The organism is Butyricicoccus sp. AM32-19 (assembly GCF_003480365.1).
GTDB classification, from domain to species: domain Bacteria; phylum Bacillota; class Clostridia; order Oscillospirales; family Butyricicoccaceae; genus Agathobaculum; species Agathobaculum butyriciproducens.
In genome coordinates this window covers 317,519-330,132 of sequence record NZ_QUIX01000002.1, presented here as the reverse complement: position 1 = coordinate 330,132, position 12,614 = coordinate 317,519, and the positions used below count along the sequence as shown (strand labels likewise).

General features: G+C 55.6%; 13 protein-coding genes. 12 read left to right on the top strand and 1 reads right to left on the bottom strand.

Translation table 11 applies throughout. The features are described 5' to 3' along the window. Positions 1 to 32 precede the first annotated feature (32 nt). From dnaB to DW806_RS03500, 8 genes are all read left to right on the top strand, one after another. Positions 33 to 1,400 (top strand): replicative DNA helicase, encoded by a 1,368-nt coding sequence (gene dnaB, locus DW806_RS03535; protein WP_188886039.1) that lies wholly within the window; start codon positions 33 to 35, stop codon positions 1,398 to 1,400. A gap of 3 nt (positions 1,401 to 1,403) precedes the next feature. Beyond that, positions 1,404 to 2,756 carry a tRNA lysidine(34) synthetase TilS gene (gene tilS, locus DW806_RS03530; protein WP_118729110.1) on the top strand — a complete coding sequence of 451 codons (1,353 nt, stop codon included), beginning with the start codon at positions 1,404 to 1,406 and terminating at the stop codon, positions 2,754 to 2,756. Then, positions 2,746 to 3,300 carry a hypoxanthine phosphoribosyltransferase gene (gene hpt, locus DW806_RS03525; protein WP_243022094.1) on the top strand — a complete coding sequence of 185 codons (555 nt, stop codon included), beginning with the start codon at positions 2,746 to 2,748 and terminating at the stop codon, positions 3,298 to 3,300. Before tilS ends, hpt begins: the two co-directional genes overlap by 11 nt. Before the next feature lie 37 nt (positions 3,301 to 3,337). Beyond that, complete coding sequence (gene ftsH / locus DW806_RS03520; RefSeq protein WP_118285015.1) at positions 3,338 to 5,296, top strand: ATP-dependent zinc metalloprotease FtsH; 1,959 nt, start codon at positions 3,338 to 3,340, stop codon at positions 5,294 to 5,296. 151 nt (positions 5,297 to 5,447) lie between these two features. Continuing rightward, complete coding sequence (locus tag DW806_RS03515) at positions 5,448 to 5,915, top strand: hypothetical protein (RefSeq protein WP_118729109.1); 468 nt, start codon at positions 5,448 to 5,450, stop codon at positions 5,913 to 5,915. Positions 5,916 to 5,926: 11 nt separating this feature from the next. Continuing rightward, positions 5,927 to 6,382: a hypothetical protein gene (locus DW806_RS03510; RefSeq protein WP_118729108.1), complete on the top strand. Its 456-nt coding sequence runs from the start codon at positions 5,927 to 5,929 to the stop codon at positions 6,380 to 6,382. A 12-nt stretch (positions 6,383 to 6,394) separates the two neighbouring features. Beyond that, positions 6,395 to 6,847 carry a hypothetical protein gene (locus tag DW806_RS03505; RefSeq protein WP_118729107.1) on the top strand — a complete coding sequence of 151 codons (453 nt, stop codon included), beginning with the start codon at positions 6,395 to 6,397 and terminating at the stop codon, positions 6,845 to 6,847. A gap of 2 nt (positions 6,848 to 6,849) precedes the next feature. After that, the gene (locus DW806_RS03500) at positions 6,850 to 7,050 is read left to right on the top strand and encodes a helix-turn-helix transcriptional regulator (protein ID WP_118729152.1); all 201 of its coding nucleotides are present in this window, start codon (positions 6,850 to 6,852) and stop codon (positions 7,048 to 7,050) included. A gap of 107 nt (positions 7,051 to 7,157) precedes the next feature. On the opposite strand, the gene DW806_RS03495 is transcribed toward DW806_RS03500, so the two are convergent. Beyond that, entirely contained in the window at positions 7,158 to 8,483 is a 1,326-nt protein-coding gene (locus tag DW806_RS03495) for a sodium-dependent transporter (RefSeq protein WP_118360691.1), read from the bottom strand. Positions 8,484 to 8,712: 229 nt separating this feature from the next. Here DW806_RS03495 and DW806_RS03490 point away from each other — a divergent pair, with 229 nt between their 5' ends. Genes DW806_RS03490 through DW806_RS03475 form a run of 4 tightly spaced genes read left to right on the top strand, consistent with a single transcriptional unit; the run spans position 8,713 to position 12,585 of the window. Continuing rightward, positions 8,713 to 9,153, top strand: a complete 441-nt coding sequence (locus DW806_RS03490) for an ACT domain-containing protein (protein ID WP_117489913.1) — start codon at positions 8,713 to 8,715, stop codon at positions 9,151 to 9,153. Between the two features lie 52 nt (positions 9,154 to 9,205). Further along, entirely contained in the window at positions 9,206 to 10,417 is a 1,212-nt protein-coding gene (locus tag DW806_RS03485; protein WP_118729106.1) for a homoserine dehydrogenase, read from the top strand. A 14-nt stretch (positions 10,418 to 10,431) separates the two neighbouring features. Continuing rightward, on the top strand, positions 10,432 to 11,322 hold the full coding sequence (thrB, locus tag DW806_RS03480) for a homoserine kinase (protein ID WP_117489909.1): 891 nt from the start codon (positions 10,432 to 10,434) through the stop codon (positions 11,320 to 11,322). A 54-nt stretch (positions 11,323 to 11,376) separates the two neighbouring features. Further along, positions 11,377 to 12,585, top strand: a complete 1,209-nt coding sequence (locus DW806_RS03475; protein WP_118729105.1) for an aspartate kinase — start codon at positions 11,377 to 11,379, stop codon at positions 12,583 to 12,585. Positions 12,586 to 12,614: the final 29 nt, after the last annotated feature.

Here is a 12,614-nt window from a genome sequence, read left to right as displayed (position 1 = left end):
ATTTTTATTTTTTAGCGGAGGGAGGTAAGTAAGTGCCCGACGAACTTTTGATGCGGCAGGTGCCGCAGGATCTGACTGCGGAGCAGTCGCTTTTAGGCGCGATGTTGGTCGATCCGAACTGCATTCCCGAGGTCATCGAGCAGGTGCGCGCCGATGATTTTTACGCGGAAGAAAACAAGCGCATCTTTGAGACTATCTACTCGATGTTCAACGGCGCACAGCGTATTGACCCGGTAACCGTTCTGGATATGCTCACGCGCATGGGCTACTACGACGAGGCCGGCGGCCGCGCGTATCTCTTTCAGCTGATGGAGGTCACGCCGGGTGCGCGGAACGTCAACGAGTACGTCCGCATCGTGCGTGACAAGAGCCTGCTGCGCCAGCTGGCGGATGCGGGCAGCGAGATTCAGCAGAACGCCCTCGAAGCCCACGGTGAAGCCTCCGGCATTGCCGAGCTGGCGGAGCAGCGTATTTACAGCATCCGTCAGGGACGTGAAATTAAGGGTCTGTCACGGCTTTCTGAGGTTATCGCTGATCTGTATACCGAACTGGACGAGCGTGCCCGGTCGGACAGTGAAATTCCCGGCATGTCCACCGGCTTCCACGCGCTGGACACGGCGCTGACCGGTCTCAATAAATCCGACCTGATTCTCATTGCGGCACGACCCGGCATGGGCAAGACCGCGTTTGCGCTCAATGTGGCGCTCAATGCGGCTAAGGCAAGTGTTAAGAATAAGGAGCGCGGCGACAAAAAGGGCACCGGCGTGTGCGTGTTCCAGCTTGAGATGGGCAAGGAACAGCTGGCCAGCCGTTTCCTGTCAAGTGAGGCGCTCATTGAGTCGCAGAAGCTGAAAACCGGTAATCTGGACGGTGACGATTGGGTAAAGATCGCGCGTGCGTCCGGCGTACTGGCAGGACTGAATATCTATGTGGACGACAATCCGGCCATCACGGTTGCGGAGATCAAGGCGAAATGCCGCAGACTGGGTGACGAACTCGGTCTGATCGTCATCGACTATCTGCAGCTGATGCACGTCGGCGGCCGTCACATGGATAATCGTGTGCAGGAGGTCGCAGAGATTTCACGTTCGCTGAAAATTATGGCGAAGGAACTCAATGTTCCGGTCGTGTGTCTGTCGCAGCTGTCGCGTGCGTCCGAGCAGCGCTCGGATAAGCGCCCGATGCTGTCCGACCTGCGAGAGTCCGGCGCGATCGAGCAGGACGCTGACATCGTTATGTTTATCTACCGCGATGATTATTACGATGACGAGAGCGAGAACAAAAATATCGCAGAAATTATCATTGCGAAAAACCGTCACGGTGCGACCGGCACCATTGAGCTGCAGTGGGTCGGTCAGTACACGACCTTCTCCAACCCGGACCGCATTCACGAGGAGTAAGCCATGCTGGATACGGTAAAACGAACGATTTCCGACTATACGATGCTCGAAACCGGCGAAAATGTGCTTGTCGCCCTGTCCGGCGGTGCGGATTCCGTAGCGCTTCTGCTGAGTCTGCGCGAGCTGGGGTATCCTGTGCGGGCGTTTCACCTCAACCACTGTCTGCGCGGTGCAGAGTCCGACCGGGACGAAGCCTTCTGCCGCAGGCTGTGTGAGAAGCTCGGCGTGAAACTGACGGTCGAGCGCGTGGACATAGCCGCTGCCGCAGGCGATTCCGCGGTAGAGGAGACCGCGCGGCGTATTCGCTATGCACGGCTGGAGCATGCCGCACACGGAGCCAAAATCGCGGTGGCGCATAATGCGGACGACAATCTGGAGACCATGCTGTTCCATTTGGTGCGCGGCACAGGTGCGAAAGGTCTCACGGGCATTCCGCCGGTGCGCGGACGCATCATTCGGCCTCTCATCGAGGTTGAGCGGCGGGAAATCGAAGCCTTTCTGCGCGAGCGCGAACAGGATTTCGTGACTGACAGCACCAATGCGGACACAGCTTATACGCGCAACCGCCTCCGTCAAGAGGTCGTTCCCATTCTGCGGGAATTGAATCCGCAGGCGGTGCAGGCGGCAGCACGGCTTTCACGTCAGCTTCGGCAGGACGAGACTTGCCTGCAGAGTTATGCACAGACCTGTGTACAACTTTGTGCAGTCGGGAACGGCGCGTGGAAGATTCAGCCTCTGCGGGAAGCCGCACCGGCGGTTCGCAGCCGAGCGCTGCGGTTGCTGCTCGAAAATGCGGATATGCCGCTTAAAGACGTAACCGCAAAGCATATTACTGCGCTCGAGCATCTGTTGGAAACCGCGTCTCCGTCTGCGGAAGCCGATTTGCCGAACGGCTATTTCGCAAGACGTGAATATGACGTTCTGCGCATCATTCCCAAGGCTGAAACTGCGGTCGAGCGGCCGGAAATCCCGCTTACCCTACCATTTGCAGGGACGATCTGGAAGGACACGGTAAAGCTCGCCGCAAAAAAAATAGAAAAATCCGAAGTTTTTTACAAAACATTCAATACTTTTTGTCTGGATTGTGGTACAATAGATTTTGAATCGCTGTGTGTTCGCACGCGGCGCACTGGAGATACCCTGCGGCTGACCGAAAACGGCGGCAGCAGATCGCTCAAAAAGCTGATGATCGACCGAAAGATTCCGCGCTATATGCGGAATGCGATGGCCGTCATCGCGGATAAAAACGGCGTGATCGCGGTGCAGGATATCGGTGCGGACTGCAGTAGAACAGCCAAAAATAACGCAAATACACTGCAGATTACAGTAAAGGGGTTATCAAAAAATGGCTTATAATATGCGAGATGACATCAAGGAAGTTTACTTTACCGAGGAGCAGCTTCACGAAAAGGTAGCAGAGCTAGGTGCGCGTATCACGGAGGATTACCGCGACAAGAACCCGCTGATCGTCAGTGTGCTCAAGGGCTCCTATGTGTTCATGGCCGACCTGACCCGTGCCATTGATACGCCGTGCAACGTGGATTTCATGGTCGTATCCAGCTACGGCAAGGGCACCAAGACTTCCGGCGAGGTGCAGATCATCAAGGATATCGCACAGCCGATCGACGGCCGCGACCTGCTGATCGTGGAGGATATTCTGGATTCCGGCGTAACGCTGCACTATCTCATGCAGATTCTGGCAGCACGCGGCGCGAACTCCATCCGCCTGTGCACGCTGCTCTCCAAGCCGGAGCGCCGCAAGATCAACGTCGATGTGGATTACCTCGGCTTTGAGATTCCGGACGAGTTCGTAGTCGGCTACGGCCTCGACTACGCGGAAAAGTATCGCAATCTGCCGTATATCGGTGTACTTAAGCCGTATGTTTACGGCGGCGAGTAATTTAGGGAAGAGGTGTTAAACCGATTTGAAAGGCAAAATGAAAGGCTTCGGCCTTTACCTGATCATACTGGTGTGCCTGTTGGCAGGTGTCAGCTATGTGGTCAGCCAGACACAGCAGACAGAAACGCTATCCTATAATCAGATCTACAACTATTTTATGGATGGCGATGTTGACCAGTACGACGTGGACGACACCACGCTGACCATGCATCTGAAAAAGGAAAACCGGACGTACACCTACGATCTGGGTGACTACAGAAGCGTGTTCTATAACGATCTGGGCGAGACCATTCAGCAGCAGATGCGGGATGGCACGCTGACCAAGGTCGATTACCGCACGGCAACCATTCCGTGGTGGGCACAGTTCCTGCCGTATGTGATCCTGATCGTGCTGCTGATCGCGTTCTGGTACTTTATGATGAACAAGCAGTCCGGCGGCGGAGCAGGTCCGATGCAGTTTGGCAAGGCCCGTGCAAAGCTGGCGCAGGACGATAAGCGCAAGGTCACTTTCAATGATGTGGCAGGCGCGGACGAGGAAAAGGCCGAGCTGCAGGAAATCGTCGAGTTCCTCAAGAATCCGCAGAAGTTCGTGCAGATCGGCGCGCGTATTCCGAAGGGCGTGCTGCTGGTCGGCCCTCCGGGCACCGGTAAAACCCTGATCGCGCGTGCGGTTGCAGGCGAAGCGGGCGTACCGTTCCTGTCTATTTCGGGTTCGGACTTCGTTGAGCTGTACGTCGGTGTCGGCGCATCGCGTGTGCGCGACCTGTTCGAGCAGGCCAAGAAGAACGCGCCGGCTATCGTATTCATCGACGAGATCGACGCAGTAGGCCGTCAGCGCGGCGCAGGTCTTGGCGGCGGCCATGACGAGCGCGAGCAGACCCTGAACCAGCTGCTCGTTGAGATGGACGGCTTTGGTGCAAACGAGGGCGTTATCGTCATCGCAGCCACCAACCGCAAGGATATTCTGGATAACGCGCTGCTGCGTCCGGGCCGTTTCGACCGTCAGGTCTATGTCGGCGCACCGGATGTCAAGGGCCGTGAGGCTGTCCTCAAGGTACATGCCCGCAACAAGCAGTTCGACCCGGATGTCAAGTTCTCTGAAATTGCCAAGACGACTGCCGGGTTCACCGGTGCAGACCTCGAAAACCTGCTCAATGAGGCAGCGCTGCTTGCGGCACGCCGCAACAAGAAGCTGATCTCGCAGGAGGAGATCGAGGAGTCGCTGCTCAAGGTCGTAATGGGCGTGGAGAAGAAGAGCCACATCATCAACGAGCACGACAAGCGCCTGACCGCGTACCACGAGGCCGGTCACGCTATCTGCTTCCACGTTCTGCCGACGCAGGATCCGGTACACCATGTTACCATCATCCCGCGTTCGTCCGGCGCAGGCGGCTTTACCATGCCGCTGCCTGAGGAGGATCAGGCCTACCGCACCAAGAAGTATATGGAGGAGTACATCATCGTTTGTCTGGGCGGCCGCGTGGCCGAGCAGCTGACGATGGAGGATATCTCCACCGGTGCTTATGGCGACATCAAGCAGGCAACCCAGATGGCACGCGCCATGGTCACCAGCTACGGCATGAGCGAGCGTATCGGCCCGATCGACTACGGTTCGGATAACGGCGAGGTGTTCCTCGGCCGCGATCTGGCAGCCGGCAAGGGCTATTCCGAGGTTAAGGCGGCGGAGATCGACGACGAGATTCACCGCATTATCGAGCACGCATATCACGCCTGTGAAAAGCTGCTGAGCGAGCACATGGACGAGATGAAGCGCGTTGCTGAGTATCTCATCCGTAACGAAACGATGGACGGCGAGACCTTTGTTAAGGTCTACAACGGCGAAATCGTTCCGGATAAGATCGTCGGCGAGGATCTGATGACCGAGCTGCAGCAGGAGCTGCATGCCAAGGTAAGCAAGCCTGCGGAATCCGCAGAGGAGCTTGCCAAGGTTGAAGAAGCCGAAAAGGATCTCGACCCGGATAAGCAGGATCAGTAAACATTCACAAAACCCCACAGAAAATTCTGTGGGGTTTTTCTTTGCTTGAAATGTCAAATACTCTTGACATTTTGTTGTCCGTCTGTTATCTTGAGGATGTAAAGAGAACTTTACATTTTAGCAAACAGCATCAAGGGTAGGAGGTGCTTTTATGCGGTGGGATTTGTACACATCAGCCGAGAAAATGCAGGTATTGTGGGTCTGCATCGGTCTGCCGGTGCTCCTGCTGGCGGCATGGCTGGTAAAAGACTGGATGGATGCCGGAAGATCGAAAAAGGCCCGCAAAGCCGCCAAAGCACTCGACAGCAGGACCGATGAGATGGAGCACGCCATCATCACACAGGCGCAGGCGGTCGCGTACCGCGTGACGCAGGCGGGAATCTCGGCGTGCCTGTATTATCGGCTGCTGGTAAAAGGGCAGGCGGCAATGGAGTTGTGTGCGCTGCTGGTCGTGTCCGGCATGGCGGAGGCGGCTGTTATACTTGTGCAGACGTTCCGCAAAGCAAAGGGTGATGAGGAGCATCCGCCGAGACTGGCTTTCCTTATCGCAAAGCTGACGTTCTGCGCGGCGCTGATCGGATTGGCCGTCGGAATGACGGTTCTAACGCAAAACTGGTAGGAGGTGCGCTTATGAGCTGGGATATGTACGATATGACACAGAAGGTGCAGGTTGTTGTGGTTGCGATTGTGCTGCCGCTGGTTATTCTTGCAGCGAGTCTGTGGCACGACTGGGTAGAAGAAGGACAATCGCCGCGAGCGAGAAAAATCATGAAGGACTGGGAATGGAATATTGATGAGATGGCGCACGCCGTCAATGTGAAGGGCCGCTTGATCGGCTACCGTGTGCTGCAGGCCGGTGTTATCATTTATCTTGGTTACAGCCGCTTGTTCCGTGATTATCGCTCGATTGAACTCAGTGTCCTGGCAATCGTGTCCATTGTTGCTGAGGTGCTGTTTATTATCATCAAAACCATTCGCAATATGGCGGGCGATGAGGATAAAACGCAAATGTGGAAACAGATGGGACACAGTGTGTTCAATAATCTGATGTATCTGTGGATTGTGGTGAAGGTTTTCTGGATGTAGGGAGGTGCACCTATGTTTACAACCGAAACCGGTATAGGCGTGGTCGTAATGGTTGTTTTTGCGGCATTCTGGCTGGCTTTTATGCTCTGGGAGGACTGGGGACAGGCCGGAAAGACTGCTCGTGCACGCGCTTCTGCGAAGGCCAACGGCTGGGCGCAGGACGAAATGCAGAACACGATCACACGCAATGGTGCGATTATCGCCTATCGCTTGATGACGGTCGGGCTGTTCGTGGTGATGTTGGTGGATATCATTGCATTCGGCAAAAATGTGAGCGAGTTTGCGATTCTGTGGTTCGTGTGCATGGTGTTCGAGGGTGTTTACAGAACAATCGTGACCTACCGTGCCGCAAAAGACGACGAGGAAAATCCACCGTCTAAAAGTGCGCTCGCTGGGGATATTGTAAAGCGTATTTTCATTCCGGTCGTGATATTCGCAGATTTGATATGGAAGTTCTGGCGCTGAAGATGAAGAACAACATTAAAGAACGCCGCAAGGCGCGCGGCTTGCGGCAGGAGGACATGGCAAAGCTGCTCGGGGTATCGCGGCAGACCATCGTGGCGATGGAGAACGATAAATACGACCCGACCCTCGAGCTGGCGATTAAAACCGCGCGGCTGCTGGAACAACCGGTGGAGAGTATATTCTTCCTCGATGAAGAATCGTAATTGAGAATTGAAAATGGAGAATGCACGTATAGATGGGGCATTTCCCATTCTCCATTCCTGCATGAAAAAAGGACTTCCCGCAGGAAGTCCTTTTTTATAGCACAGATTTACCCAATACCGCCCGGGATAATAAAGCTGAAGAATACGACGAGTGCGGCAAGGAAGATATACACATATTTCGCAAGCGGCGCAAAGGCGCGGCTGAGCGGCTTGCTGCGGCCGTTCATCAGCTCCTGCTCCATCTTGTTAATGCCGAGCACCCAGTACGCCATAACCGCACCGAGGATTGCACCGATCGGCACGACGTAAATGGTGATAACGTCCATCAGCGTACCCATGAGCGTATCGCGCTCGATAAACAGGCCAACCGCCAATGCGGCGCCGCACGACAGCAGGACAGCGGCCTTTCGGCTCAGCTTGAGGCGCGTCTGCGCGGCTTCAGAGACTGCTTCCAGCATGTTCGCCAGTGAGGTAATGCCCGCGAACAGCACGGAAATAAAGAAGAAGAACGCGAACAGACGGCCGAACGGCATCTGCTGGAATACACGCGGCAGGGTGATGAACAGCAGCTTGGGGCCGGAGGCCGGGTCCAGACCGAACGCGAATACGCTCGGCAGGATGGCGAAGCCGGCAAGCATAGCGGCGCAGGTGTCGAGCACAGCGGTCATGCACGACGAATGTACAACATCCTCATTTCTCGGCAGGTAAGAGCCGTAAATGATCATGCCCGAGCCGGTGATCGACAGCGAGAAGAACGCCTGACCCATCGCCATGATCCATGTGCGCGGGTTGAACAGGTATTCCCACTGCGGTACGAGCAGGTATTTGTAGCCTTCGATCGCATTCGGCAGGAAGGCTACGCGGATAGCAATAATGATGAACAGGATGAAGAATGCGGGCATCATCACCTTGTTGATCTTTTCAATGCCGCCGGACACGCCGAAGATCAGCACAGCCGCCGTCAGCAGGATAACCAGGGTGTGCCACGGCACACTGGAAAAATTCGTGCTGCTCATTTCCGTGAAGAACTGCTCCGGTTCGGTGCTCATCAGCGAGCCGGTCAGTGCACCGAACGCGCTCCGCAGCACCCAGCCGACGATGATGGCGTAGCCGATGGCGATACCGAGCGAGCCGAGCAGAGGAATCGTACCGAGGATGGCGCCGCCCTTTTTACCGCGGGACTTCATCGCAAATTCATACGAGCCGATCGGACCTGTGCCGGTCATACGGCCGAAGGCGAACTCGCCGGACAGGCCGACATAGCCGAACAATGCGATAAACAGCAGGTAGGGGATTAAAAAAGCCGCGCCGCCGTATTGACCGGTGCGGTAAGGGAACATCCAGATGTTGCCCATGCCGACCGCAGAGCCGACCGCCGCCAGCACAAAGCCGATTTTTGAGGTAAAGGTTCCGTTTTCGTTTTTCTGATGCATAATAAAACTCTCCGATTGTTTACAGATGTAAACATAGTATAACACAAAATAAAGCAAAAAGCCACTTACACTTTTCACAGGAAAAGCGGGAGCTTTTGACAGAAGTAACAAAACACTCGTCGGAATTTAGGGAAATTTATCAGTTATTCTCTTGCGCTCGGTGGATGGATATGGTATGATAGATGAGCGTGAAAAAGACAAGTGTCTTTTTAGGGAGGACAGACATCGCATGATAAAACCAAAGTATTATCTCGTGGAGCGCACCCTGCTGCCGGAGGTATTTCAGCGCGTGATCGAAGCGAATGAAGCCATCGCTTCGGGCAAGGCGGCTACGGCAAGCGAAGCGGCAAAGATCGCCGGTCTGTCGCGCAGTGCGTATTACAAATATAAGGACGGCGTTCGCCCTTTCTTTGAGGCAACCACCGACCGTATCGTCACCTACCATTTCATGCTGCACGATCAGCCGGGTGTTCTGTCGAGCATTCTTGGGCTGATGGCACGCTCGGGTGCAAACCTGCTGACGGTGAACCAGTCCATTCCGATGAGAGGAATGGCATCGGTCACTATTTCGGCCCGCACCGGTGAGATGAAATACTCATCCGAAGAGCTTGTGCACCGTGCAGAAGCAATGGAAGGCGTCAGCAAAGTGGAAATTCTGGCATCTGAATGACCGTCCGGCGGTATACAGAACGCTAATTTAACTGATGAAAGGAAATCAGCATATGATTAAAGTAGCAATCATGGGACACGGCACTGTCGGTTCGGGCGTATACGAGGTTTTCGACATGAACGCCGACAAGATCGCCAAGACCGTTGGTGAGCCGGTTGAGGTAAAGTATGTCCTCGACCTGCGCGACTTCTCCTCTCTGCCGTATGGCAATAAATTTGTAACCGATTTCTCTGTCATCGAGAACGACCCCGAGGTAACAGTCGTTGCCGAGGTAATGGGCGGCGTGGGCGCTGCGTACCAGTTCACCAAGCGCTGCCTCGAGGCTGGCAAGAGCGTATGCACCTCCAACAAGGAGCTGGTTGCTACCAAGGGTGAGGAGCTGCTCAAGATTGCCGAGGAGCACGGCGTAAACTACATGTTCGAGGCATCCGTCGGCGGCGGCATTCCGGTCATCCGTCCGATGCTGCAGTGCCTGGCTGCCAACGAGTTTAACGAAATCTGCGGCATTCTGAACGGCACGACCAACTACATTCTCACCCAGATGATCCACAACGGCGTTACCTTTGCGGATGCGCTCAAGCAGGCACAGCTCAACGGCTATGCCGAGAAGGACCCGACCGCTGACATCGAGGGTCACGACGCCTGCCGCAAGATCTGCATTCTGTCCGACCTTGCTTACGGCGATAAGTTCGATCCGGATCAGGTTTCCTGCGAGGGCATCACTAAGATCACCCTCGAGGACGTAGCAAACGCCGACAAGCTGGGCTGCGTTATCAAGCTGCTGGGCCGCTCGGTCCGCTGCGAGGACGGCACCGCTTACGCTTATGTTGCACCGCATCTCATCCACAAGGAAAGCCCGCTGGCCGCTGTTGAGGATGTATTCAACGCCATCATGATCGACGGCAATGCGACCGGTGAGGTTATGTTCTACGGCAAGGGCGCCGGCAAGCTGGCTACCGCTTCCGCTGTTGTTGCCGATATGTTGGACAGCATCGAGCACAAGGACAACCGCCGTCGTATCTTCTGGGGCGATGGCTCCAAGCACCTGCTCCGTCCGCTGGATACCCTGCAGAGTGCATGGTACGTTCGTTTCAAGGGCGCACAGAAGGATGTTGAGGAGCTGCTGCCGGTTGAGAGTCTGACTGAGCCTGCTGAGGACGTATTCGTGGTTCAGACCCGCAAGCTGTCCACCGCAGAGATGAACGCCGCAGCCGAAAAGCTGAACGCACGCGGTGAAGTTCGTGCGGCAATGCGTATTCTGTAAAGGAGAGAAATACAATGGTTCGTGTAACCGTTCCTGCTACGAGCGCCAATATGGGCTCGGGCTATGACAGCATCGGCATTGCGCTCGAGCTGTACAACGTGATCGACCTCGCAGAGAACGATCATATTGATATTTCGGATAAAAACGGTCAGTATGTTCCGCAGGACGAGAGCAATCTGATCTATCAGTGTGCAAAGCGCGTTTACGACGAGTGTGGCAAGCCGCTTTCCGGCTTGACCATCGTTGAGGACTGCGCTATCCCGCAGACCCGCGGCCTTGGTTCGTCCTCGGCGTGCACGGTTGCGGGCATCATGGGTGCAAACATGCTGCTCGGTGAGCCGCTCGACCGCAACGCGGTCATTGATCTGGCGGCTACCATCGAGGGTCATCCGGATAACTCCACACCGGCGATCCTCGGTGGCTTCTGCGTGGCGCTGCTCGAAAACGGCCATGTGCATCACGTTCGCGTGCCGGTTCACGGTGCGATCGACTTCGTGGTATTCATCCCGGATTTCCAGCTGTCCACCGAAAAGGCGCGTGCGGCGCTGCCCAAGACCATCGACCATCACGATGCGGTTTACAATCTGGCGCGCGCAGCGCTGCTCGCGGGCAGCCTGACCACCGGCAAGCTGGAAAACCTTGACGCGGCAACCGGTGACTGTCTGCACCAGCCGTACCGTTTCGGTCTGATCGAAAACGGCGAGGACATCGTGCGTGAGGCCAAGAAGCTGGGCGCGCTCGGCGCGTTCATTTCCGGCGCAGGTCCGTCCATCGTGGCTATCGTCTACAAGGGCGACCGCGACTACATCACCCGTGCACAGGAGCTGTGCGAGAAGCAGTATCCGCACTGGAAGGCCGTGCAGCTGCGCTGTGATGAGGTTGGTGCGACCGTAAAACGACTGTAATAGGGGACGGATGAGTGCTCTCGTCCGTGTATATAAGGAGGAAACATAGTTAGTATGAGTCTTATTGTGCAAAAGTTCGGCGGCACTTCGGTTGCCAACACCGAGCGACTGAAGAATGTTGCGGACATTGTTACCAAGACCGCACAGGCAGGCAATCAGGTTGTTGTAGTTGTATCCGCGCAGGGCGATACCACGGATGATCTGATCGAAAAGGCCGCAGAGCTCAACGAGCGCCCGTCCAAGCGTGAGATGGACGTTCTGCTCAACACCGGCGAGATGATCTCCATGTCGCTGCTGGCCATGGCCATCCAGAAGCTGGGCTTTCCGGTCGTATCCCTGACCGGCTGGCAGATCGGTCTGGAAACCAACAGCAATTACTCGGATGCCCGCATCAAGCGCATCGCGGGCGATCGCCTCAAGGCAGAACTGGATAACGGCCGCATCGTTATTGTTGCAGGTTTCCAGGGCATCAACAAGATGGGCGACGTGACCACGCTCGGCCGCGGCGGCTCGGACACCACCGCAGTTGCCATTGCAGCAACGCTCGGCGCGGACCTGTGTCAGATTTACACCGACGTAGACGGCGTTTACACTGCCGATCCGCGCATCGTAAAGGATGCCAAGAAGCTGGACGCCATCACCTATGATGAGATGCTGGAGCTGGCATCTCTGGGTGCACAGGTGCTGCACAACCGTTCGGTTGAGATGGCAAAGAAGTACAATGTCGATCTTGAGGTCGTTTCGAGCTTTACCCGCAATCCGGGTACCAAAGTCAAGGAGGGTTCTAATATGGAAAAACTGCTGGTTTCGGGTGTTGCCCGTGATAATAACTGCGCGCGTGTAGCAATCATCAATCTGGACGATACGCCGGGCACTGCATTCAAGGTATTCTCGCTGATGGCGAAGCACAATGTCAACATCGACATCATCCTCCAGTCCGTCGGCCGCGATAACAAGAAGTCCATCTCGTTCACCATCCGTCAGGACGATGCAGAGCGCGTCGAGAAGATCCTGCGCGACGCGAAGGAGATGCTCGGCTACGAGGATATTTCCATCAACACCAAGGTCGCAAAGGTTTCCATTGTTGGTGCAGGCATGGCTTCCGCTACCGGCGTTGCTTCCAAGATGTTCGAGGCTCTGGCAAGCGCCGGCATCAACATCCGCATGATCTCCACCTCTGAGATCAAGATCTCTGTCCTCATCAACGAGGAGGACAGCGAGAAGGCTGTTAAGGCTATCCACGAGGAGTTCTTCAACGCCTAACCGATACGGCATATCAAAAAGTCCCGAAA

Bases quoted from the DNA above. Each gene is read 5' to 3' on its own strand.
- tilS (WP_118729110.1), top strand. From the start codon at position 1,404: ATGCTGGATACGGTAAAACGAACGATTTCCGACTATACGATGCTCGAA.
- hpt (WP_243022094.1), top strand. From the start codon at position 2,746: ATGGCTTATAATATGCGAGATGACATCAAGGAAGTTTACTTTACCGAG.
- ftsH (WP_118285015.1), top strand. From the start codon at position 3,338: ATGAAAGGCTTCGGCCTTTACCTGATCATACTGGTGTGCCTGTTGGCA.
- DW806_RS03515 (WP_118729109.1), top strand. From the start codon at position 5,448: ATGCGGTGGGATTTGTACACATCAGCCGAGAAAATGCAGGTATTGTGG.
- DW806_RS03510 (WP_118729108.1), top strand. From the start codon at position 5,927: ATGAGCTGGGATATGTACGATATGACACAGAAGGTGCAGGTTGTTGTG.
- DW806_RS03505 (WP_118729107.1), top strand. From the start codon at position 6,395: ATGTTTACAACCGAAACCGGTATAGGCGTGGTCGTAATGGTTGTTTTT.
- DW806_RS03500 (WP_118729152.1), top strand. From the start codon at position 6,850: ATGAAGAACAACATTAAAGAACGCCGCAAGGCGCGCGGCTTGCGGCAG.
- DW806_RS03495 (WP_118360691.1), bottom strand. From the start codon at position 8,483: ATGCATCAGAAAAACGAAAACGGAACCTTTACCTCAAAAATCGGCTTT.
- DW806_RS03490 (WP_117489913.1), top strand. From the start codon at position 8,713: ATGATAAAACCAAAGTATTATCTCGTGGAGCGCACCCTGCTGCCGGAG.
- DW806_RS03485 (WP_118729106.1), top strand. From the start codon at position 9,206: ATGATTAAAGTAGCAATCATGGGACACGGCACTGTCGGTTCGGGCGTA.
- thrB (WP_117489909.1), top strand. From the start codon at position 10,432: ATGGTTCGTGTAACCGTTCCTGCTACGAGCGCCAATATGGGCTCGGGC.
- DW806_RS03475 (WP_118729105.1), top strand. From the start codon at position 11,377: ATGAGTCTTATTGTGCAAAAGTTCGGCGGCACTTCGGTTGCCAACACC.